We start from the raw sequence: 21,644 nt of genomic DNA, 5'->3' as shown, positions 1-21,644 counted from the left end.
CGGGGGGCTGCAGCACGTGTGCTGCAGCCCCCCGCCAGCGTGTCGAATGACTTATTCGATGCGGACGGGGACGAAGATGCGTGCGCTGCCGCGCTGGATCAGCAGTGCGAAGCGGTTGCCCGAACGCTGCAACTGAGCGCGGAACTCGGCGATGGTGGTCACCGGCTGGTTGTTGATGGCCAGGATTACATCGCCGCGCTGCAATCCGGCACGCGCGGCGGCGCCATCGACGCTCTCCACGGCTAGGCCGCCGCGCAGCCGCAGTTCGGAAGCCTCCTGGGCGGTGAGGGCGCGTGCGCTCAGCCCGAGCTTGTCGCCCAGCTTTTCCACCTGGCTGGGCAGGGGGTCGGCTGCGGCCACCGTATCGGTGGTCAGTTCGTCGAGCGTTGCGGTGACGCTGCGGCTGCGGCCATCGCGCCAGATCTCCATGCGCACCTGGGTCCCCGGGCGTTTCTCGCCGATCACGCGCGGCAGTTCGGCCGAATCGGAGATGCGCCGGCCATCTACTTGCAGCACCACGTCACCGGGCTGCAGGCCGGCCTTCTCCGCCGCGCTGCCCGGGTCGACGCTGGCCACCAGCGCGCCGTGAGCCTCGGCCAGCCCGAAGGACTGGGCAAGCTCCTTGTCGACGCCCTGGATGGCAATGCCCAGGCGGCCGCGCTGGACACGGCCGTGGGCGACGAGCTGGTCCTTGACGTTCATGGCAACGTCGATCGGGATTGCGAACGAAATGCCCATGAAGCCGCCCGAGCGCGAGTAGATCTGCGAATTGATGCCGATCACTTCGCCCGCGAGGTTGAACAAGGGGCCGCCCGAGTTGCCCGGGTTGATCGCGACGTCGGTCTGGATGAAGGGTACGTAGGTCTCGTCCGGCAGGCGGCGCGCCTTGGCCGAGATGATGCCGGCGGTGACCGTGTTGTCGAATCCGAAGGGTGAGCCCATCGCCACCACCCACTCGCCGACGCGGGCGTCGTCGGCATTGCCGATCCTGAGGGTGGGCAGGTTCTGCGCGTCGATCTTGAGCAGGGCGACGTCGGTGCGGCGGTCGACCCCCACCACCGTTGCCTTGAACTCGCGCTTGTCGATCAGCCGCACGGTGACCTCGGACAGCGCGGCATCCGCGTTCTCGCCTGCCACCACATGGGCATTGGTCAGCACATAGCCGTCCTGGCTGACGATGAAACCCGAGCCGATGCCTTGGCGTGCGCGCGGCCCCATGCCCGGCTGGCCCGGGAATCCCGGCATGGGTACCCCGAAGCGACGCAGGAAGTCGTAGAAGGGGTCGTTCGCGAACGGGTTCTCACCGGTGACGCCCTGTGCCTGGCGCTGGACGACGCTGATGTTGACGACCGCAGGTCCGACCTGCTCGACCAGGTCGCCGAAGTCCGGCAGCCCGTAGCGGTTGGGCGACACCATGGAGGGAGCGGTCGCCTGCGCCATGGCCGGCGACACGAAGGCCCCCTGCGGGAGCGCCGCTGCAAGCGCGACGGCGAGGGCACTGACGGCAATGATCTTCTTCATATCGGTATTCACGCGTGGTCGTGGAAGTTGATGGACGTGCACGAGTGCGTGGACGCGGGAATCCGCATCCTGTTCCCGACGACACGTCCGCTTTCAGATCGGGCCGAGCGGGCGTGACTTCAAGGCCGGCGCTTCTGCCTGCTCGCCAGGGGCGTCAGAATTCCGCCTGTAGCGTGACATGGACCTGTCGCCCGGCCTGGTTCGCCGGCCGGTTGCGATACTCCGCCTGTGCCTGCAGTGGCCGGTTGGCCAGTTCCTGGTGGCGGCCGAGCAGGTTGATCGCGCTCAGCCGCAAGCTCAGGGTGCCGTGTTCAAGGCGGAAGCTGCGCGCTGCACTCCAGTCCACGGTGGTGTACGCAGGCACGGTGTAGCTGAAGCCGGGCACGTAGCTGAAGCCGGCGTCGATCGGTCCCATGCGCAGTACGCTCAGCATCGATTGCCAGGGGCCGACGCGTTGCAGCCAGCTCAGGCTGCCGGAGTAGGGTGCGGTATTGCTGCGGATGCGGTCGTCCGCGGCGCGGCGATCGATCATGCTGTGCGACAGGATGAACTCGGTCCCGGGCCATGGGCTGGTGCGCAGCTGGTACTCGAGTCCGCTGAGGCGGACCTCGCCGGCGTAGTTCTCCCAGCGCGTGCTGCGCAGGGTCTCCAGGAAGGCAAGGTAGCCCGCGTCGCCGGTGCGGGGCAGGTCGGTGATGAGCGGTCCGGGCTGGCGCACGATGAGATCATCGATGCGCTCATGGAACAGGCGCACGTCGAGGGTGCTGCGCTGGTCAGGCAGCACGCCCAGGAAGCCGAGTTCGAAGGCGTCGATGCGCTGCGGCCTCAGGGCCGGATTGGGAAGCTGGCGTTGCTGCAGCAGCGTACCGGTGTCGGAAACGATGCGCACATCGGCATTGCGTTCGAAAAGTCCGGGCTGGCGCCAGGCGCGCGAGTGGCCGAGACGCCAGGTCATGTCGGGAGCGGCCTGCCAGTTGAGGAATACGCGTGGCGCAAAACGAGCGGCATCGCCACCGAGCTTCTCCACCATGCCGCCGAAGTTCCATAGCCATGCCGGTGCGCTGCGCCATTCCAGATTGGCGAACAGGCGCTGCTCGCTGCGCTGGTGCGCCTTGGCAGCGTGGAAATAAAAGGGCGAGGCCTGCTCGACATGCCGCCATTCGGCGCCCCACAGCACGCGTGTGGCGGGATCGAGGCGCCAGCGGTGCTCGACTTCGAGACTGTGCTGGTCGGTCACTGCGGTGTTGCCGACGTCGGCACCGAAGGCAACGCCAGGCGCGAGCGGGAGCGGGGGGTTGATGCGCGAATCCAGCCGCCATTCGTCACGCACGCGCTGGCGATTCCAGTAGGCCGATACCAGCCACTCCTCTTCGGCCGCGGCGACGTGGCGCCAGCGCAGGTGCAAGGTGCGGTTGGCGTGCTGCGATTCGCGCATGCCGGCGCTGTTGAAGAAGGAGCGCTCATAGCCCGCGTCGCGCCGGCCCTCGGCAAGCACCGCATTGAGGTTGAGCTCGTTGCGTTCGTCGAGCTGGAGATCTCCCCGCACCGACAACAGGTTCGTGCGGCGACCATCATGCAGCCCGGCAAAGCCTTCGTCGGCCTCGTGCTGCGCACTGATGCGCAGGCTGAGCGGGGCCGATTCGACGGCATGGCGCGCGCTGACGTCCAGGATGCCGGGCGCGCCACGGCTCAGACGCAGCTTTGTTCCGGTGTTGTCGGCGCTATGCCGGGTGCGGATGTTGACGATGCCCAGGAAGGCGTTCGAGCCGAAGGCGGCGGAGTTTGAGCCGCGTACCACCTCGATGCGCTCGATATCCTGCAGCGAGATGCGCTCCGCCGAAGAGTTGAACGAGGGCGCAGGATAAGAGCGCCCGTCGATCAGGACCTGCATCTGCAGTGGATAGTCCATGCCCAGGCCATGGTAGGTGACCCAGTGTGCGTTGCCGCGTTCCTGGCCAACCTGAAAGCCGGGGACGAGCCGCATCAGGCGGCTGAGGTCGCGGTAGCCGGTGGCAGCGATGAAGTCCGCATCGAATACCGTGACCGCAGCCGGGCTGTCGTGCAGGGTCTGGGGCAGGCGCGAGGCGCTGAGCACGACCGGCAGCGGTGCGAAGAAGCTGTCTTCTGCCCGCACCTGTCCTGCGCACAGGCTTGCGGTGAGAATCAGGGCCAATCCGCCGGCAGTACCGGAGTGGGAGCGCATCGATGGGTTTGAGCTGAGTCAGGGCTGGCGAAGTATAGCGGTGAGCCGCCGGTCGCGCAGGAGGGCATTGGAAGCTGTAACATCCCCAGCTATCCGCTTCAGGCTCCATTCCTTTTCCGGAACGCATAAACGCCATGACCCTGACCGATCTCCGCTACCTCGTCGCGTTGGCGTACGAGCGTCATTTCGGCCGTGCGGCCGAGAAATGCCATGTGTCACAGCCGACGCTGTCTGTGGCGGTCAAGAAGGTCGAGGAGGAGCTCGGCGTCCAGCTCTTCGAGCGCAGCGCCTCCGAGGTCAAGATCACCGAGACCGGTCGCCGCATCGTCGCGCAGGCAGAGAAGGTGCTGATGGAGGCGAGCCAGATCCAGGAGATCGCCGCGGCGGGTAAGGATCCGCTTGCAGGCCCGCTGCGCGTAGGGGTGATCTACACCATCGGCCCTTACCTGCTGCCGCGCCTGATCCCGCGCGTGCACCAGCTTGCGCCGCGCATGCCGCTGATCATCCAGGAGAACTTCACCGCTCGCCTGGCCGAGTCGCTCAAGCGCGGCGAGCTCGATGTCATCATCATCAGCCTGCCGTTCGAGGAGCCCGGCATCGTCGCCCAGCCGGTCTACGACGAGCCGTTCCGGGTGCTGATGCCGTCGGCCCATCCGTGGACGCAGGATGAGTCGGTCTCGGCCGAGCACCTCGCCGACGACCAGTTGTTGCTGCTTGGCGCGGGCAACTGCTTCCGCGAGCAAGTGCTCGAGGTGTGCCCGAGCTGCCGCAACATCGGCGGGCTGCAGCGCACGCTGGAGGGCAGTTCGCTCGAGACCATCCGCCACATGGTGGCCACGGGTCTCGGCGTGACGGTGTTGCCCAGTTCGGCGGTCGACGAGATGTCGGCGCAGAACCCCTTGGTCGCGGTACGGCCGTTCAGCGACCCCGAGCCTCAGCGCCGTGTCGCCCTGGCGTGGCGTGTCACCTACCCGCGCAGCGGGGCGATCGACGTGCTACGAGCGGCGATCCTGGACAGCGAACTGCCCGGGGTACGGCCGGTGGGGCGTGTTCCACAGGTGGATACGGGGCTGCGCCAGGCATAGCCCTGCGGCATGAAAGGTATTCCGGCGATCAATTGGATTCATTGGACCGATTGGCTTACGATTGAACCATCCCGGCTGGACGCAGCCGCTCCAGCGCATCAATCACAGGAGAAGCGACATGGAAATCGATATCGGCATCACCAAGAAGGATCGCGCCAAGATCGCCGAGGGCCTTTCGCGCCTGTTGGCGGACAGCTACACCCTGTACCTGACCACACACAATTTCCACTGGAACGTCACCGGGCCGATGTTCAACACGCTGCACCTCATGTTCGAGGCGCAATACAACGAACTCGCACTCGCAGTTGACCAGATCGCCGAGCGCATCCGCGCGCTGGGCTTCCCGGCGCCCGGCACCTACAAGGAGTTCCAGAAGCTCACCAGCATGAGTGAGCCGGACGGGGTACCCTCGGCGCAGGACATGATCCGCCTGCTCGTCCAGGGCCAGGAAGCGGTGATCAAGACCGCACGCAGCATCGCGCCGGTCGCCGACAAGGCGAGCGACGAGCCTACCCTCGACCTGCTGACCCAGCGCATGCAGGTGCACGAGAAAACCGCCTGGATGCTGCGCAGCCTGCTCGAAGCCTGAGCTTGAGTGCAGCCGCGCCAGTCGGCGCGCGGAGTTGCATACGGGCCCTGCGGGGCCCGTCCTCATTTCAGCCTCCGGAAAAGCGCACGCGTTGCCTGGGCTGGCTGGGCTGGGTGATGTGGTCCAGGGGCAGGACATGGGTCTGCTTCACGCGGCCGAGCACGATGTCGGTCTTCACGTTGGCGATGCCGGGCAGGCACAGCACGCGCTTCATCATCAGTTCGGAGAAAGCGGCCAGGTCGGGAGCAACCAGGCGCAGTACGTAGTCGGCGTTGCCGCTCACCGAAAAGCACTCGAGTACCTCGGGCAAGCCGGCGACGGCGGCTTCGAAGGCTTCGCTGCGTGCCCCGCCCTGGCGCTCGAGCACGACATGGGCGAAGGCGGTGACGCCCAGGCCGACGGCTGCGGGGTTCAGCAGTGCGGCGTAACCGGCGATCAGTCCGCCTTCCTGCAGGCGCTGCAGGCGCCGGCTCACCTGGGATGCGGACAGGTGGACCTGTTCGCCAAGCGTGGCATTGGTGGCATTGCCGCTGCGCTGCAGGGCATCGAGGAGTGCCAGATCCTGACGGTCTACGGTGAAAGTGCTCATTTATGTGCTTTCATATGCATGAATTGTGCGCATATTACCGATAAATGCGCGAATAACGCGCACTTTATGTGTGGGATGCGCAGCATAATGCTCCTCACAAGACCACCTGAGGAGACACCCCATGACGCTTACCGAATCCTTGCTGCATGCGCTCAAGGCGCATGGCGCGCGGCAGATCTTCGGCATCCCGGGCGACTTCGCCCTGCCCTATTTCCGCATCATCGAGGAATCGAAGATCCTGCCCCTGCATACGCTCTCGCATGAGCCAGGGGTGGGCTTCGCCGCCGACGCGGCTGGACGCATCGGCGGCGGACTGGGCGTGGCCGCGGTAACCTACGGCGCAGGTGCGCTCAACATGATCAACTCGGTGGCCGCAGCGTATGCCGAGAAATCACCGCTGGTGGTCCTGTCCGGCGGTCCGGGCCGCGGCGAGTCGAACTCCGGGCTGCTGCTGCATCACCAGGCCAAGACGCTCGACTCCCAGTTCCAGATCTTCCGTGAGATCAGGTGCGTCTGGACGATGCAGCGCGCGCGCCCGCCGACATCGCGCGCGTCCTCGCCAATTGCCTGCGCAACTCGCAGCCGGTGTACATCGAGATCCCGCGCGACATGGTCGCCCAGCCCTGCGCAGCGGTGATCGCCGAGCCGTCGCCGGCGGTCGATGGCGAGGCGCTGCAGGCGTGTGTCGCAGAGATCCTCGAACGTATCGGGCGCGCATCCGCGCCGGTGCTGATGGTGGGGGTCGAGGTGCGCCGCTTCGGGCTCGAGGACAAGGTCGCCGAGCTGTCGCGCCGCCTTGGCCTGCCGGTGGTGACCAGCTTCATGGGCCGCGGCCTGCTTGCAGATCATGGCGCACCGCTGATGGGTACCTACATGGGCCTGGCCGGCCTGCCCGAGGTGACGCGGCTGGTGGAGGACTCCGACGGTCTGTTCCTGCTCGGCGTGATCATCTCGGACACCAACTTCGCGGTGTCAGAGAAGCACATCGACCTGCGCAAGACCATCCAGGCGCTGGAGGGACGGGTGACGATGGGTTACCACACCTACCCACGCATCCCGCTCGATGCGCTCGTCGATGGCCTGCTTGCCTGCGTGCCCCCGGCGGCGAAACACTTCGAGGTGTCGCGCCCGGCTTTCCCGCATGGCCTGGTGGCCGACGAGGCCACCATCGCGCCAGCCGACGTGGCATTGGCCGTCAATGACCTGATGGCCGAGCATGGCAAGCTGCCGATCGCTTCCGACATGGGCGACTGCCTGTTCACCGCGATGGACATCGAGCACACCGCCCTGGTGGCGCCGGGCTATTACGCCACGATGGGTTTTGGTGTGCCCGCGGGCCTCGGCCTGCAGGCGGCTACGGGCCAGCGTCCGCTCATCCTCGTTGGCGACGGCGCCTTTCAGATGACGGGCTGGGAACTGGGCAACTGCCGACGCTACGGCTGGGATCCGATCGTGCTGCTGTTCAACAACAGCAGCTGGGAGATGCTGCGCACCTTCCAGCCCGAGTCGGGCTTCAATGATCTCGACGACTGGGGCTTCGCGCAGATGGCTGCGGGCATGGGCGGCGACGGCGTGCGCGTGCACACCCGGGCCCAGCTCAAGCAGGCGCTGGATCGTGCGATGACGACGCGTGGGCGTTTCCAGCTCATCGAAGTGATGATCCCGCGTGGTGTGCTGTCCGAGACGCTGTCGCGCTTCGTCGCCGGGGTCAAGCGCCTGAACGCCGCCAAATCGGGCTGAACCGGATCGGCGTGCGCGGCCGAGGGGGTTGAAGGGGGCATCGCCTTCAACCCCTCGCGGCGGGTGCCGCTCCCACGCGGAAAACCGCGCCGCGTGCGGCCTCGCTGTAGGCGCGACGCAAGTCGCGAGCTGTCTGGTCTGTTCAGCTCGCCTTGCGCGTGGTGCTGCGTTTGCGCGGAGCGGGTGCTTCAGCACCCTCGCCTGCGGTTTCGCCCGCCTTCGCCGCTGCGGGCTTGGTCGCCTTCGGTGCCTTGGCTTCGAACTCGAAGCCAACCTTGCCGTCCTTGCCGCGCACCAGAAAGGCGGAGAACTTGCGCCGCGTGCGTGCCGACACGAAGCCCTTGAGCAGATCGGTCTTGCCCTCGGTCAGCAGCTTGGCCATCTGCTCGCGTTCGATTGGCTGCTGCAGGATGATCTTGCCGGAGCGGAAATCGCAGCTCTTGCCTGGTCCCACCGATTTCTCGCACACATAGGCCATGCCGTGCTCGTACACCCGGCTGGCGCACTTCGGGCAGGCACCGACGGCCTCCTGCGCGGAGAAGTCCACCGCCTCGGCCTCCTCGCCCTCCTTGGGCTGGCCGAAGTCGAAGGTGGGCTGCTTGTCCTCGTTCAACACGATGTCGGCATTGAACAGGCGCCCCATCTTGTTGCGGAAGCCGAGCAGCGGGCCGACCTTGCCCTCGCGCAGCAGGGTCTCGATCTCGTCGTACTCGAACTGGCGACCGGCGACGATCTTCCAGGTGCTCCAGTCGCAGGCCTGGCAGGCGAACTTCTTGTAGTTCTCCTTCACGACGCCGCCGCACTTCGGGCACGGCGTCTGCAGCGTCACGAACTCGCCCGGTACGGTGTCGGACTCGTAGCGCTTTGCGCGCTCTACGACCTCGCGCGTCATCTCGGCGATCTCGTTCATGAAGGCTTCGCGGCTGAGCTTGCCGTGCTCCATCTGCGCGAGCTTGTATTCCCAGCCGCCGGTGAGTTCGGGCGAGGTCAGCGCGGTGACGCCCAGTCCCTTCAGCAGCGTGATCAGCGAGAAGGCCTTGGCGCTCGGGATCAGTTCGCGGCCTTCGCGATGGATGTACTGCTCGCTGATCAGGCCTTCGATGATCTGCGCGCGGGTGGCTGGCGTGCCGAGACCGCGTTCGGCCATCGCCGCGCGCAATTCCTCGTCGTCGACCATCTTGCCCGCGCCTTCCATTGCGGAGAGCAGCGTGGCTTCGTTGAAGCGCGCTGGCGGCTTGGTCTGCAGCGACTTGACCGTGATGTCCTCGGTGGACACCGTTTCGCCCTGCTTCACAGCGACCAGCTGCGGTGCGCTGCCGTCCTTGGCATCCTTCTCGTCGTTGGCCGCTTCCTTGCCATACACCGCCAGCCAGCCCGGATTGACCAGCACCTTGCCCTCGGTCTTGAAGGCCTCGCCCTCGACGCGCGTGATGCGGGTGGTGATCTGGTACTCGGCCGCGGGGTAGAAAACCGCCAGGAAGCGCTTGGTGACGAGGTCGTAGATCTTGTGTTCGGCTTCGGACAGGTTCTTCGGCAGTGCGCCGGTGGGGATGATCGCGAAGTGGTCGGAGATCTTGGCGTTGTTGAAGATGCGCTTGTTGGGCTTCACCCAGCCGTGCTTGGCGATCTCGTTGGCGAAGGGCGCGTACTTGTCGGGCAGCGTGCGCATGACCTCGCTCACCGTGGCGAGGTAGTCCTCGGGCAGTGCGCGCGCGTCGGTACGCGGGTAGGTCAGCACCTTGTGCTTCTCGTACAGCGCCTGGGCGAGTTGCAGCGTCACCCGGGCGGAGAAGCCGAAGCGGCCGTTGGCCTCGCGCTGCAGGCTGGTGAGATCGAACAGCAGCGGCGACAACTGGGTGGAGGGCTTGGCCTCTTCACTGACCACGCCCGGCTTGCCTGCACACTTGCTGCGGATGGCCTCGGCCTGGGCCTTGTCCCACAGGCGGAAGGCGGTGGCGTGCTCGTCGCCCTCGGGCTTCTTGAACTTCTCGTCGAACCAGCGCCCGGGGTACTCGCCGGCGGCGCAGCCAAAGCGCGCCTCGAGTTCCCAGTAGTCGCGCGACTTGAACTTGCGGATGCGGTCCTCGCGCTCGACCACCATCGCCAGCGTCGGCGTCTGCACCCGGCCCACGGTGGTGAGGTGGAAGCCGCCGGTCTTGGAGTTGAACGCGGTCATCGCGCGCGTGCCGTTGATGCCGATCAGCCAGTCGGATTCGGCGCGGCAGATCGCCGCGTTGCGCAGGCCCTCGACGTCCTGCGCGGCGCGCAGATGGGCGAAGCCGTCGCGGATCGCCTGTGCGGTCATCGACTGCAGCCACAGGCGCTGCATCGGCTTCTTGCTGCCCGCGTGCTGGGCGATGAAGTTGAAGATCAGCTCGCCCTCGCGGCCCGCGTCACAGGCATTGATGAGGCCGGTGACGTCCTTGCGCTTGATGAGCCGGGTGAGCAGCTTGAGCCGATCCTCGGTCTTCTCGATCGGCTTGACCGCGAAGTGGGGCGGGATCACCGGCAGATGGGCGAAGGTCCACTTGCCGCGCTTGACCTCGAACTCCTCGGGCACGGTGAGCTCGAGAAGGTGACCCACGGCCGACGACAAGACGTATTCGTCGGACTCGAAGTAATCCTTCTCCTTGGTGAAGCCGCCCAGCGCACGGGCGATGTCCTGCGCAACGGAAGGCTTTTCCGCGATGATCAGTTGCTTGCTCATGCTCGTGTCGAGACGACTGTGGCGCCCAGCGGGCGCGCGGGGTTCGGGAAGCGGCGGATGATAAGGACAGCTTGCTTGCGCTTGCAAGCAGGCTGGATTGACCACTCAATGCAAGGTCGGTTCGTAGGCCCAGTCTTCCTCTTCGGTGAGGAGCTCGTCCACCATCAGGGTGTCGATAGGCTCTTCCTGCTGCCACAGCACCATCAGTACGATGACCTTGAGGCGATTCAGCGAGATGGTGAAGTCGTTCAGGGCCATCGCACGCTCGATGATCAGCTCGCGGTGCGCGGCGCCGAGGACGCCAGCGCTTTCGAGCAGGCTCAGAAAGCCGCGGCAGCGGGCGTCGAGTTGCTTCTGCTCTTCATCGGTGTAGATCCGTACCGATCCGCTGCTGGGCGCGATGCCGGGGTGGATGTCGCATGCCACGCGGCGCAGGCCGGCCAGCCAGTCGAGCGCTTCGGAAATCTCGTCCTGGTCGAATCCGGCCGCCGACAGCTTGCGGGCGAGCAGATCGGATTCGGGGCAGGCGTCTGCGTGGATGTAGCTTTCGAAGAGATATACGAGGATGTCGAACAAGGCGGCCTCATTTTGGGGCGGTCGGCAGCGTGGTGGGCGGTTCCAGGACCGGCATGCCGGATGGAGGGCTCCGCCCGCTGTGCTTGCGTGCGGCTGGTGATGTGCGGCCGGATTCAGATGCGCTGGAGGCGCCCCCCGGGCAAGCGCGCGAGGAGTCCATCCAGCTCGAGCGGAAGCAGGATGGCGTACAGGGCATCGACCGTCAAGCTGCAGCGCTGGGCCAGCGTGTCGATGTCCACCGGGTCATGGCCGATGATCTGCAGCACCCGTGCCGCCTCGCCGTCGAGGGCAAGCTCGGCCTGGGACATGGTCGGCGGCGTCGAAGCGGCATCCTTGCGTTCGCGTCGACGGCGTCCGGCCGCCGTGTGCGGGCGCTCGGGTGCCGCCCAGCCGAGCCGGCCGCGCAATTCCTCGACGACGTCTTCGGCCGTCTCGACCAGCTTGGCGCCTTCACGGATCAGGCGGTGGCAGCCGCGCGACAGTGGCGAATGGATCGAGCCCGGGATCGCGAACACCTCGCGGCCGCATTCGGTCGCCAGTCGCGCGGTGATCAGTGAGCCGCTGTTGAGTGCCGCCTCGACCACCAGCACGCCTTGCCCGAGACCGGCGATGAGCCGGTTGCGGCGCGGGAAGTTGTGCTGCAGTGGCGGTGTGCCGAGCGGGAACTCGCTGACGACCACGCCGCAGCGGGCGATGTCGCGGGCAAGTGTTGCGTTGCGTGCGGGGTAGATGCGATCGATTCCGGTACCGATCACGGCGATCGTGCCGCCCCCGGCTGTACCTGCGGCGAGCGCGCCGCGATGGGCTGCCGCGTCGATACCCAGAGCAAGCCCGCTGACGATGGTGAAGCCCTGCGCCGCCAGCTCGCGGGCGAAGGCTTCGGCGTTGGCCTCTCCCTGAGCGGTTGCGGAGCGCGCCCCCACGAGGGCGATCGCCGGGCGCTGGAGCAGGGCCGGGTCGCCCTTGACGTAGAGCAGCACCGGCGGGTCGGCCATGTCGAGCAGGCTGCGTGGATAGGCTTCGTCGGCAAGGGTGAGCACGTGGCTGCCGGGCTCGGCCGCCCAGGCGAGCGCGCGCTCCATCCATTCGGCCTGCGGGGTGCCGAGCACTGTATCCGCGGCTTCGCCCCCCACCACTGCCGCGAGCGCACTGCGGCCGGCGCCGAAGATGTGGCGCGGCAGGCCGAAGGCGGCAAGCAGGCTGCGCTGGCGGTCGGCGCCCAGGCCCGGCAGCGAGCTCAGGCGCAACCAGTCGGCGAGGTCGTCGTGATCGGCGGACAAGAGGCCTGGGAGTGCGTGTGAGTCTCGGCGGCGACCGTCAGGGCTGGCGTACGACGTCGGAGAGGGTGACCGGGCCGTCGGATTCCATCACCAGGGCGTAGGAGATGCGATCGAAGACGCGGAACACGAACACCATGCCGTAGCGCTTCTCGGGCAGCTGGAAGGTCTCCTTGCCGCCGTCGCCGGTATATTCGGCCGTGCCGCGGTTGCGGAACAGGGCCAGCACGTGGCCGCGCTCGATGCCGTCACGTTCGCCGACGTTGAGCGCCACCACGTGCAGACGACCGGTTTCGCTCACGCCGCGATGAATCGAGATGATGCGCCCGTTCACGTCGCGCTCGGGCGCATGCGGCGCAAAGGAGAACACGCTCGGGCGATCGCTCGGCATCATCAGGTCGCCGACGCCGATTTCCTCGACCGAGGTGGTGACCTCGAGGGTGGTTGGCTGGCCGCGTTCGGTCACGCGCGCGGTGCCGAGGTAGGCAGCCTCCCAGGCCAGGGTTTCGCGCGTCACCGGGTCTTCGAGCGGCTTGGCCGGGCGGTAGATGTGCCACACCTCGGCGGCGTCGCCGACGTCCTTGGCGAAGATGGTGTCGCCCGTGCCGGTCAGCACGCGGCTGGTCTCGGTGGCGATGATGGTCGCCGAGCCTTCCAGGCGGGGGCCGTCGATGACCAGCGGGCGGTTCAGGAAGGGCTCGATTACCTGCAGCGGGATGCTGGGCAGGGCGCTGTCGAGTGCTTCGCTGTAGATGCGCGGCTGCAAGCGATCGTCCTGGGTGCCGCCGATGCGCCGGCCGATGCTCAGCCAGGGGCCGCTGCGGTCGAGCAGGATGACCTGCCCCGGGTAGATGAGGTGCGGGTTGCGGATCTGCTCGCGGTTGAGGCGCCAGACTTCGGGCCAGCGCCAGGGTTCCTGCAGGAAGCGGCCCGAGATGTCCCACAGGGTGTCGCCACGGACCACCGTGTAGCTGTCGGGTGCGTTGTCAGCAAGGCGGACACCGGATTGAGCGTGGGCGCTCGCGCCAAACAGGGCCGCGAAGGCGACGAGCAGAGAGAATATAATTCGGGTCATTGATCGCTTCCGGTAGATGCGGGGCGTGCCGACGAGGCCCTGGAACGCTGTTGCATGGACAGGGTCGAACCGGATGCGCGAAGCAAACACGGTCGTGAAGCGCTTCGAGTCCCCGGCGCAGTACATGCGCATGCATGTGAAAACGCTTGAAATTCTGCACTTAAAGGTTTAACGCGGCAAGGCATTCATGGCTCTCCTACCCATTCTCAGATACCCCGATCCCCGCCTGCATACGGTTGCCAAGCCGGTTGCAGCGGTCGATGACGACATTCGCCAGCTCGTGCGCGACATGGCCGAGACCATGTACGAGGCGCCCGGCATCGGGCTCGCGGCCACCCAGGTCAACGTCCACATGCGCGTGGTGGTCATCGACGTCAGCGAGGACAAATCCGGCCTGATGACGCTGATCAACCCCGAGATTCTCGAGCGCTCGGGCGAACAGGTGTGCGAGGAAGGCTGCCTCTCCGTCCCCGGTATCTACGAGAAGGTGACGCGTGCGGAGCGGGTTCGGGTGCGCGCCCTCGACGACAAGGGCGAGCCCTACGAACTTGCGGCCGACGGCTTGCTCGCGGTCTGCATCCAGCACGAGATCGATCACCTCGACGGCAAGGTCTTCGTCGAATACCTGTCCCAGCTCAAGCTCGGCCGCATCAAGAGCAAGCTGGCCAAGAAGGCCCGCATCACCGCGTGATGGCCGACACCCTCTCCCCCGCGGCGCTGCGCGTCGCCTTCGCCGGCACGCCCGAGTTTGCCGCCTGCGCGCTCGAAGCCATCCTTGAGGCCGGCTACACGGTGCCGCTGGTGCTCACCCAGCCCGACCGCCCTGCCGGCCGTGGCATGAAGCTCACGCCGAGCGCGGTCAAGCAGCTCGCCCTGGCGCGTGGCATCGAGGTCGACCAACCGGAGAGGCTGCGCACGGACGAGCAGCGTGCGCGCCTGTCGGCCTGTGCGCCGGACGTGCTGGTGGTGGCGGCCTACGGATTGATCCTGCCCAAGGCGGTGCTGGACATGCCGCGCCTGGGCTGCCTCAACATCCACGCCTCGCTGTTGCCGCGCTGGCGCGGCGCCGCGCCCATCCACCGCGCCATCGAAGCCGGCGACGCCGCGACCGGCATCACCATCATGCAGATGGACGAGGGCCTGGACACCGGTGCGATGCTGCTCGAGCGCTCGACGCCGATCCTGCCCCGCGACACGACCGCCACGCTGCACGACCGCCTCGCGGCGCTCGGCGGTGAGTGCATCGTCGCCGCGCTGGCCGCCCTGCAGCGCGGCGAGTTGGTCGCCAGGCCGCAGCCGGCCGAGGGCGTGACCTACGCTGCCAAGATCGGGCGTGCCGAGGCGAACATCGACTGGACGCGCCCGGCGGCCGACATCGAGCGCGCGACGCGTGCCTTCGACCCCTTCCCCGGGGCGGCTTCCAGCCTGCGCGATACGGTGGTCAAGTGCTGGTCGGCCGAGGTCGTGCCCGGCCGGGGCGAGCCCGGCACGGTGATCGCGGCAGGCGACGACGGCATCACCGTCGCCTGCGGTCGCGACGCCCTGCGTTGCACGGTGTTACAGCGTCCGGGCAGCAAGCGCCTGCCTGCCGCGGAATTCCTGCGCGGCTTCCCGGTCTCTGTGGGCGAACGCTTCGCAACCGTGGCCTGAGCGCCACGGTTGGGCCGGCGGGCCTCGCACCATGCTTGAATTTGCCTGGTCGGGCCCCAAACTAGGCTTTTGAATCAACCTTTTGCAGGAAGGACACCGCAATGTTCGGTAACTGGATCAAGACCTCCATCCTGATGGCCGGCATCGTCGCCCTGTTCGGCGCCATGGGCGCGGCCATCGGCGGCCAGCAGGGCATGCTGATCGCGCTCGTCATCGGCGGCGCCATGAACTTCTGGGCCTACTGGTTCTCCGACAAGGCCGTGCTCAAGATGTACAACGCGCGCCAGGTCGATGCCGCCTCCTCGCCCTACCTTTACAACATGGTGCGCGAGCTCGCCCAGCGCGCCGACCTGCCGATGCCCAAGGTTTACATCATCGACGAGGCCCAGCCCAACGCCTTCGCCACCGGCCGCAACCCCGAGAATGCCGCGGTGGCCGCCACCACCGGCATCATGCGCATGCTGTCCGAGCGCGAGCTGCGCGGCGTCATGGCGCACGAGCTGGCGCATGTGAAGAACCGCGACATCCTGATCTCGACGATCTCGGCCACGGTGGCGGGCGCGATCTCGATGCTGGCCAATTTCGGCATGTTCTTCGGAGGTCGCGACGGCGAGAACCGTCCCAACCCGATCGTGTCGATCGCGATGATGATCCTGGCGCCGATGGCCGGCATGATCATCCAGATGGCGATCAGCCGCACCCGAGAGTTCGGTGCCGATCGTGGCGGCGCTGAAATCTCCGGCGACCCCGAGGCGCTGGCCAGCGCGCTCGCCAAGATCGACGCCTACGCGCGCGGCATCCCCATGCATACCGCCGAGCAGCACCCCGAAACGGCGCAGATGATGATCATGAACCCGCTCTCCGGCGGCGGCCTGCGCGGGCTGTTCTCGACCCACCCCGCCACCCAGGAGCGCATCGCCCGCCTGCGTGCGATGCGCTGAGCGCCCTCAGGCGGCTTGCAGGGCGGTGCGCACCAGGGCGAGCAGTTCGCCGGGGAGCACCGCTTCGCCGAAGGCGCCGGCCCGCAGCAGCGTATCGCGTCGCGCTGCGCGTCGCGTGTCGTCGAATTCGCCGTGGTAGAAGATCACCGGTGGCCGGCGCGGTCGTAATGCCAGCGCGCGCAGCAGCTTCAGGCCTGCGCTGGGCATGCCTTCCAGCGCCTCCGGCCGGCTCCAGTCCGAGATCACCAGATCGAAGCCCTCATCGTCCGCATCGAGGCGCGCCAGTGCTTCCTCGGTGCTGTGCGCGGCGACGGTCTCGATCTGCAGTTTGGCCAGCGCGGCCACTTCGTGGCGGTTGCCCTCGGGCTTGTCATCCACCCACAGCACCCGTTTCTGATCGGGCATGTCGATCAGCGCCAGGGCGGTGCCCTCGGCCTCGTCGCTGCCGATGTCCGCGACCCCGCGCATGCGGGCCGCCACCGACAGCTCGTTGGCGAAGCCGGCGATCATGCGCCGCAGCAGCGGGTCCGGGCTCTTGTCCGCCACGCGCGCATCCTTTTTTGCGCGTGCGCCGAGCCGGGTGCCAAGCACCTTGAAGTCCGCCTCGGGGGCCGGCGCGGTGGCGGTGGCGGTGCCGAAGTCGCTCGAGCGTGGCGCTGATGGTGCTGGGCTGGGCGGTGGTGCGCTCGCCCAGCGCTGCTGGATCTTCTCGACCGTGCGCCGGATGCCCTTCGCCACATCGGTCCACGCCTCGTCACGGTTGGGCCAGGACGTGACCGGGCGCAGGTCGGTGGGCAGGCCCTGCAGGTGGGCGAAAGGGGCGTCCTCGATGTCCACCGCGCGCAGCAGGATCGGCACTACGCTGGCGTCGCCGCGTTCGGCGCGCGCCACCGCGGTGGCGAGTTCCTTGCCCCAGATGTAGTCGGAGTTGAGGAAGTCCATGCTCACCAGCAGCAGGATCAGGTCGGCGTGGGTGAGCTGGGTGTCGATCGCCTCGTCCCATTTCTGCCCCGGGACGATGCCGCGATCGTGCCACGGACGGATCACGCCCTTGCGTCGCAGCAAGGCCAGGTGGCCGTCCAGTTCGTCGCGCAGCTTCTCGTCTTCGTGGGCGTAGCTGTAGAACAGATCCACCGGTTCCATGGCGAGCAATCCCCTGGCTTGTGATCTGCTTTTAAACATAGATCAGCCCGGCGCCCGCGTCTGCGTGGTGGCGCTGCGACCTCGCCCCGCGTCATTCAGTCAGGGGCGATCGACGCTGCAGCACGGTGAAGGTGGTGCCCCGGCCCGACTTGCCGCGGTCGTCGCTGACGATCATGACGCGGCCATCGCCGAGCGCGGTCAGGCCCTCGAAGTTGTCGGCCTCGTCCGGGCGGTCGAGCACGGCGAGCTCGCGCACCGCGCAGACCTGCCCGACCGCGCAGGCGGCCAGATCCACCTCGCGCAGCGCCACCACCATGGTCCTGGCTTTGCCCTTGCCGGATTCGGCACGCTCGAGCACCAGCAGGCGCCCATCGTCCATCACGTCCATGCCCTTGAGGCGGGCGTTGTGCGCCGGATAGCTCGGGAAGGACCAGGCGCGCTCGGCGGCGACCACGCGGTGGTGACCGGCGGCCTCGCCTTCCAGTGGCGCCTCGGCCGCCACCAGCAGGCCGTGCTCCGGGTGCAGGGCCACCGCTTCGAGCATCGCGTTGCTGCGCCGGAAACGTTCGGGATCGTCCAGCCCATCGGGCAGGGGCAGCGTGCCGAGCGGCTTTCCCGCCAGGGTGTAGCGGATCACCCGCGGCTCGCCCTCGGTCGACACCAGCAGTTCGCTGTTGCCCCTGATGCCGTCGCTGGCGCCGGTCACGGCCAGGCCCTCGGCGTCCACGCCCGCGCTGCCGCCGGGGGGCGGCAGCAACCGGCTGGCCGCGAGGGGCTCGATGTCGAGCTCGCCGTTGGCGCCCAGCGCGACACTGAAGCGGAACAGCACGCCGCGGTCGGAGATCGCGTACAGGCGTTGCTCATCCGCATCCCAGGCCAGGCCCGAGAGCTCGGCGATGCGCTCGCCGTCAATCGTGGCGCCGAGCACGCGCAGGGTGGCGGCGACGACGAGCGGGCCGGGGCCCTGCGCCGGGGTGGGCGTGGCGCGTGCAGCGGGTTCCTGGGCCGGCGAGAGCGGGCTGGCGAGCGCGAGCGCGAGCGCCAGGGTGGGAAGTGCGGTGAGCTTTGCATTCATCGCTGAGGTCCTGTGTTGGATGTTCGGGTGCAGCGGCGCCCACCGGGTGGCGGCAAGGGCGCCGAGTGGGTCAATGATGCGGAGGATGGCGCGTTCAGTGCAGGCCGGCCTGCAGCAGCGGGGCGAACGGGAGGCGGGAAAACCTGTCCGGCGCGCACGGGCGCTCGGGCACCACCTCGAGCTTGCGCAGCGCGGGCAGGAACTTGTTGTGGCGCGCCACGGCTTCGAGCGCCGCCATGCCCACGCAGTACTTCGAGCAGCGCGAGGTCGGGTGCTGGTGCAGCGCGCGCAGGATCTTGTCGGCGATGCCGTTGCCGTTGGCCGACTTGGTCTCGACGATGAACACGTCGGGGCGGGTGCTGAGCGAGCGCTCGCCTTTGGAGAACAGCAGCTTGCCGTCGATCGTCATGCGCTCGCCGCCCTCGCGGGCGACCAGCGTCACGCGCTGGTAGCGCATCTCGATCACCGGCTGCAGGCGGTGGCGGAAGGGTTCGCCGTACAGGTTGCGGTAGCTTCGATCGATGTGCGCGCAGGCCTGCTCGTCGAGCGTGCCGTACTTGTCCACCGTGTAGTCGAGGCGCTTCTTGACCGTGATGCCGCGCTTGTCCTTGAGCTTGACCTCGACGAAGCACAGTTGCGCGTCGGTGTACTTGCGCACTCGCACCTTGCAACGGCGGCGGCGGCCCTGGTGGTGGTCGTAGTAGCTATGCAGGCCATCGTCGTCGAAGTAGCAGGTCTCGTAGGTGAAGGCGCGCTTGCCGCCGATCTCGAGCACGTCGAAGTGCTGCGCCAGCTCGGCTAGCGCCGCGCGCAGGACGTTCTCGCGCACCACGTACTTGTTGTCCAGGCGCTCGAGCATGGCGGCCTTGGCGTTCAGGACCTCGAGCGAGATCGGGTGGAAGTCGCCGAACAGCGGCGGCGTGGGGTCGTTGGGGTGGCTCATGACGGTCTCCGGGGGAGGGGGCAAGGGGCAGGTCGCGCGGCGCGGCGGCGTGCGCCGCACCGTGCTACGGGCCTCAGTGCTTGCGGTAGAAGACGTTGATGCGCGCCATGTCGTTGATGTAGTCGAGCGCGGTGATCTGGTAGGACATCACCTCCACGCCGAGGCGGGCGGAGAGGTCGGCGCGCATGACCTCGGGCTTGGACAGGGCGTGGGCGTCGATCTTGTCCAGGGTGATCTTCACGCCGTCGGCCGAGCGCAGGATGCGCGGGTGGTCGATGATCCAGGCGGCGAGCAGGATCAGCGCGGCCACGGTGGCGACGAACTCCAGCGTCGTGCCCTGCACCGAACAGATCACCGCGATTGCCACGCTGCCGAAGAAATAGGTGATCTCGGTCTTGCTGATCTGCTCCGAGCGCAGCGAGAACAGCGCCAGGATGGCGAACAGGCCGAAGCCGGCAGCGACGCTGAATTCCACCGAGGACAGGATGGTGAGCACCGCGAACGCGAAGATGTTGAACAGCGCGGCGGCGGTGACCAGTTCCTTGTCGCGGTAGCGGCGGTAATACATGCCGAACACGAGCGCGACCATGGCGATGACGTCGATGCCGAAGCGGGCGACCAGTTCGAGGACGGCGGTGTGGGGGAAGTCGAGGTTCATGATGGTCTCCGGTGTTTGGGTCGGGGGGGGCTTGCATTCGGGCGTATTCCTCGTGCGCCCTTGCACCGACAACGCATCCGGGACCGGCTTATTCCATGCGTGCTGCGTTCTTACATTTCCGTTACAGCTTCGCGCGTCACCTGGGCGCCGATAGGACAGCGGGGAGACGTCTCGCGACGCCTCCCCGCTCGAAGGTCCCCCTGCATCGGGCCAGCCGGGCCCGGGCAACTCATTGGGCACGTGCGTGACGCAGGATCTCGGCATAGACCTCGGCGCTGTGCCGCCCGGTGACCGGCAGCTTGTGTGCGGCCTGGAAGCGCATCAGCGCGCGCGCGCTCTGCTCGCCCCACACCCCGTCCATCGCGCCCGGTGCATGGCCGGCGCGCGCCAGCGCCTGCTGCACCGCTCGATGGCGCTCGCTTGCGGACATCCTGCCGTAGGCCTGCACATTGGCCGTGTGGCCGGTGGGCGAGGCCCAGGCGGTTTCGATGCAGGGCCGGTAGTCGACGTTGAAGGCATGGGCGACATGCACCAGCACGGCCGCCTCGGCGATGCGGCGCTGGGCGAACTGCGGCCCGTCGCTGCTGTTGTTGCCAAGGTCCACGCCCAGGCTGTTGCGGCCGTCCTCGATGCGCAGGCCGAGGCTGGCGCCGCTCGCATTGACGGTCACGCTGATCGCGCTCGCATGCAGCACATGGCCGTTGCGCGAGGACAGGAAGTCGCCGGCGATGACGTCGGCGCGGCGCTGGAAGCCGAAGCCGAGGTCGAGCAGGCCGCTGCCGGTGCGCCGCCGGCCGCCGACGTCGGCCCCGCCCTTGCCGACGCTGGTGTCGTCCTGCGTCCAGGCCCCTTCGAGCACGATGTGGTTGCCGCCGGGCTTGGCCCGGTCGGCGCTGGCCGAGCGCACCCTTGCGGTGCCGAGGCGGTTGATCGCGGTGTGCAGCCACCATGCGCCGCCGCTGCTCAGGCGCCGCTCCTCGAAGCTGCGCGGCACGGTGGTGTCGGGCACGTCCTCGACGAAGACGGTGAGCGCGGGCCTGCCGCTGCGCTCGATCAGCCCGCCGAGGCAGGACAGGGCGAGCGAATGCTCGGTCATCACCGGGCTCACCGGACTCTGAAAGCCGCTGGCCTGCTCATTGACGAGGGTGGTGCAACCGCCGAGACCGAGCAGGGCGGCGGCGGTGATGGCGAGGGTTGGGGTCTTCATGTCGGAACTCCTGAGGGATTCGAGCCAGGGCCGTGCCCTGCTTGTTCCGACAACGTGCGGATGGCCGGTTTATTCCCGGCCGCCGCGAAAAAAATCAGTCCGGCGTCCAGCCGCGCTCGATCAGTGCGCGCTCGCGTTCGGCGTCGAAAGGGCCTTCCTCGACATGCGCGCCGAGGAAGGCATCCACCGCCTCGTGCAGGCGGTCGCTGGCGGTGCCGTAGCCGCCCTGGGCCGCAGCGCTGGCGGGCTCATGGGCGACGAAGGCGAGCTGCCAGCCCGTCTCGGCCACGCCGCCACGACAGGCGATGCCGAGCTCGTGCCCGGTTCGGGCGCCCGTCAGGGCGTATTCGCGGCAGAGCTGGCCGTCGCGCCCGGCGAAGCTCGCCATGATCTCGACACGGGCATCGCCCAGGTCGACCACGACGCCGCTCGGCGCCGCCTGCAGGGCCACGGCCAGCGCGGGATTGCGGATCGGCTCGCCCTGGCGTGCGAGCGGCGCAACGGCTTCGGGCGGCGGCAGCAGGTAGTGGCCGATCAGCGCACCCAGCGCCAGGGTGAAGATCGAAGCGAAGGCGGCCGCGCCGCCGAAACCCTGGCCGAACCAGGCCGCCAGGCGCGCGCCGAGGCCGGGCGCAGCGGGGCGTGCCCCGGGCCGGTGCCGGGCG

At 67.8% G+C, this 21,644-nt stretch carries 18 protein-coding genes and 1 pseudogene; 6 read left to right on the top strand and 13 right to left on the bottom strand.

Going from position 1 to position 21,644, the window contains the following annotated elements:
* Nucleotides 1–51: 51 nt before the first annotated feature.
* Both C662_RS18400 and C662_RS18395 read right to left on the bottom strand, forming a co-directional pair.
* Nucleotides 52–1,521: a DegQ family serine endoprotease gene (locus C662_RS18400; RefSeq protein WP_002933005.1), complete on the bottom strand. Its 1,470-nt coding sequence runs from the start codon at nucleotides 1,519–1,521 to the stop codon at nucleotides 52–54.
* A gap of 154 nt (nucleotides 1,522–1,675) precedes the next feature.
* Nucleotides 1,676–3,724, bottom strand: a complete 2,049-nt coding sequence (locus C662_RS18395) for a TonB-dependent receptor plug domain-containing protein (protein ID WP_037985050.1) — start codon at nucleotides 3,722–3,724, stop codon at nucleotides 1,676–1,678.
* 134 nt (nucleotides 3,725–3,858) lie between these two features.
* Between C662_RS18395 and C662_RS18390 the strand changes: the two genes are divergently transcribed.
* Together C662_RS18390 and C662_RS18385 are read left to right on the top strand one after the other, a co-directional pair.
* Nucleotides 3,859–4,809, top strand: coding sequence for a hydrogen peroxide-inducible genes activator (locus C662_RS18390; protein WP_002933000.1), 951 nt, complete (start codon nucleotides 3,859–3,861; stop codon nucleotides 4,807–4,809).
* A 118-nt stretch (nucleotides 4,810–4,927) separates the two neighbouring features.
* Nucleotides 4,928–5,398: a Dps family protein gene (locus tag C662_RS18385; RefSeq protein ID WP_002932999.1), complete on the top strand. Its 471-nt coding sequence runs from the start codon at nucleotides 4,928–4,930 to the stop codon at nucleotides 5,396–5,398.
* Between the two features lie 67 nt (nucleotides 5,399–5,465).
* Here C662_RS18385 and C662_RS18380 read toward each other — a convergent pair whose 3' ends face one another.
* A complete protein-coding gene (locus C662_RS18380) occupies nucleotides 5,466–5,987 on the bottom strand; it encodes an Lrp/AsnC family transcriptional regulator (RefSeq protein ID WP_002932997.1) in 522 nt (173 codons plus the stop codon).
* A 121-nt stretch (nucleotides 5,988–6,108) separates the two neighbouring features.
* On the opposite strand from C662_RS18380, the pseudogene ipdC reads away from it, so the two are divergent.
* A pseudogene (gene ipdC / locus C662_RS18375) lies at nucleotides 6,109–7,727 on the top strand (indolepyruvate/phenylpyruvate decarboxylase).
* A gap of 142 nt (nucleotides 7,728–7,869) precedes the next feature.
* Here ipdC and C662_RS18370 read toward each other — a convergent pair.
* From C662_RS18370 to C662_RS18355, 4 genes are all read right to left on the bottom strand, one after another.
* Nucleotides 7,870–10,434, bottom strand: a complete 2,565-nt coding sequence (locus tag C662_RS18370; RefSeq protein ID WP_002932995.1) for a DNA topoisomerase III — start codon at nucleotides 10,432–10,434, stop codon at nucleotides 7,870–7,872.
* Between the two features lie 105 nt (nucleotides 10,435–10,539).
* On the bottom strand, nucleotides 10,540–11,010 hold the full coding sequence (locus C662_RS18365; RefSeq protein ID WP_002932993.1) for a DUF494 family protein: 471 nt from the start codon (nucleotides 11,008–11,010) through the stop codon (nucleotides 10,540–10,542).
* A 113-nt stretch (nucleotides 11,011–11,123) separates the two neighbouring features.
* A complete protein-coding gene (gene dprA / locus C662_RS18360) occupies nucleotides 11,124–12,290 on the bottom strand; it encodes a DNA-processing protein DprA (protein WP_002932985.1) in 1,167 nt (388 codons plus the stop codon).
* A gap of 37 nt (nucleotides 12,291–12,327) precedes the next feature.
* Nucleotides 12,328–13,362: a LysM peptidoglycan-binding domain-containing protein gene (locus tag C662_RS18355; RefSeq protein WP_198291911.1), complete on the bottom strand. Its 1,035-nt coding sequence runs from the start codon at nucleotides 13,360–13,362 to the stop codon at nucleotides 12,328–12,330.
* Between the two features lie 187 nt (nucleotides 13,363–13,549).
* On the opposite strand from C662_RS18355, the gene def reads away from it, so the two are divergent.
* The 3 genes from def to htpX all read left to right on the top strand — a co-directional run bounded on the left by def (nucleotide 13,550) and on the right by htpX (nucleotide 15,953).
* Nucleotides 13,550–14,053: a peptide deformylase gene (gene def, locus C662_RS18350; protein ID WP_002932979.1), complete on the top strand. Its 504-nt coding sequence runs from the start codon at nucleotides 13,550–13,552 to the stop codon at nucleotides 14,051–14,053.
* Entirely contained in the window at nucleotides 14,053–15,012 is a 960-nt protein-coding gene (gene fmt / locus C662_RS18345; RefSeq protein ID WP_002932977.1) for a methionyl-tRNA formyltransferase, read from the top strand. Before def ends, fmt begins: the two co-directional genes overlap by 1 nt.
* A gap of 101 nt (nucleotides 15,013–15,113) precedes the next feature.
* The gene (gene htpX, locus C662_RS18340) at nucleotides 15,114–15,953 is read left to right on the top strand and encodes a zinc metalloprotease HtpX (RefSeq protein WP_002932974.1); all 840 of its coding nucleotides are present in this window, start codon (nucleotides 15,114–15,116) and stop codon (nucleotides 15,951–15,953) included.
* A 6-nt stretch (nucleotides 15,954–15,959) separates the two neighbouring features.
* Here the strand turns inward: htpX and C662_RS18335 are convergent, their stop codons facing one another.
* The 6 genes from C662_RS18335 to C662_RS18310 form a co-directional block, all read right to left on the bottom strand.
* Entirely contained in the window at nucleotides 15,960–17,096 is a 1,137-nt protein-coding gene (locus tag C662_RS18335) for a TIR domain-containing protein (RefSeq protein ID WP_002932971.1), read from the bottom strand.
* A 91-nt stretch (nucleotides 17,097–17,187) separates the two neighbouring features.
* Nucleotides 17,188–18,171, bottom strand: coding sequence for an esterase-like activity of phytase family protein (locus C662_RS18330; protein ID WP_002932968.1), 984 nt, complete (start codon nucleotides 18,169–18,171; stop codon nucleotides 17,188–17,190).
* Nucleotides 18,172–18,265: 94 nt separating this feature from the next.
* Nucleotides 18,266–19,114 carry a polyphosphate polymerase domain-containing protein gene (locus tag C662_RS18325; protein WP_002932965.1) on the bottom strand — a complete coding sequence of 283 codons (849 nt, stop codon included), beginning with the start codon at nucleotides 19,112–19,114 and terminating at the stop codon, nucleotides 18,266–18,268.
* Between the two features lie 73 nt (nucleotides 19,115–19,187).
* A complete protein-coding gene (locus C662_RS18320; RefSeq protein ID WP_002932964.1) occupies nucleotides 19,188–19,772 on the bottom strand; it encodes a DUF4956 domain-containing protein in 585 nt (194 codons plus the stop codon).
* A 229-nt stretch (nucleotides 19,773–20,001) separates the two neighbouring features.
* Nucleotides 20,002–20,979 carry a peptidoglycan-binding domain-containing protein gene (locus tag C662_RS18315; RefSeq protein ID WP_002932957.1) on the bottom strand — a complete coding sequence of 326 codons (978 nt, stop codon included), beginning with the start codon at nucleotides 20,977–20,979 and terminating at the stop codon, nucleotides 20,002–20,004.
* 94 nt (nucleotides 20,980–21,073) lie between these two features.
* On the bottom strand, nucleotides 21,074–21,644 hold a 571-nt coding region (locus C662_RS18310; RefSeq protein ID WP_002932956.1), incomplete at its 5' end, for a hypothetical protein.

The sequence above is a fragment of the Thauera sp. 28 genome (assembly GCF_000310145.2).
GTDB lineage: Bacteria > Pseudomonadota > Gammaproteobacteria > Burkholderiales > Rhodocyclaceae > Thauera > Thauera mechernichensis.
Note: the sequence above shows the minus strand (reverse complement) of the source record. Positions and strands in the feature narration are given on the sequence as shown.